1 protein-coding gene is annotated in these 901 nt (G+C 53.1%); it reads right to left on the minus strand.

What is annotated here, in order from left to right:
* Window positions 1-882: reverse transcriptase domain-containing protein (locus ACQRD3_RS13540; protein WP_427781743.1), on the minus strand; the 882-nt coding region annotated here is incomplete at its 3' end.
* Window positions 883-901 lie beyond the last annotated feature (19 nt).

Raw genomic sequence — 901 nt, forward strand, 5'->3', positions numbered from 1 at the left:
TTTCCGCATTTTCTGGTAGCCCTTGCTCTTGTCAAAGACCTCAGAGGTGCGGATGGTGCGCCGTGTTCCGTAGCGGTTTGCCACGGGGTGTTCTGTCCATTGGCTGTCGATCCAGTGATCCAGCTCATTGAGCACCACATTGGCCAACAGCGGGGAGATAATCCCGCCCTGGGGCGTTCCCTTTGTCGGATATACGGTACTGCCGTCCGGCATACGGATGGGGGCTTTCAGGATGCGCTTGATGATAAACAGAAGCTGCTTGTCCTGGATGCCCAGCGTCCAGAGCTGCTTGATGAGCTTGCTGTGGTTCACATTGTCAAAGAATCCTTTGATGTCAAACTCCAAAACATAGTGTAAATGTGCCCGTTGCAGCAGGGAGTAAGTGCGGGAAATTGCGTGCTCCACTGATCGGTTCGGGCGGAACCCATAGCTGTTGTTGCTGAACTTTGCCTCACAGATGGGTTCCAGGATTTGTTTGATGCATTGCTGCACCAATCTGTCCCAGATACAGGGGATACCCAGCGGCCTGGTTTTGCCGTTTGGTTTTGGGATGTCCTTCCGGCGCACTGGTTTGGGACGGTAGCCGTGTTCGCTGCCTGTGACGATTTTCCTGACCTTACCGATGACCTCAGCCGGTGGGAACCGTCCAATGTCACCGATATTCTGCTTGTCTGTTCCTGCTGTGTAGCTGCCTGTGTTGGTCTTGATGTTTCTGTAGGCCAGCATGATGTTGTCCGGGCTTAATACCAGTTCCATCAGGCCAGTGAAAGTTTCTCCGGCCTTGCTTTTGGCGTACAGTTCGTCAAATGTCCGCTGCATCCCGTAATACTCGGCGTGCCGCTGAGCGTCCATACACAGGACTTTTTTCCTTTCTTTTGGCATAAGGCATCACCTCCAGTTT

It is taken from the genome of Candidatus Pseudoscillospira sp. SGI.172, from assembly GCF_050313575.1.
GTDB lineage: Bacteria > Bacillota > Clostridia > Oscillospirales > Oscillospiraceae > Vermiculatibacterium.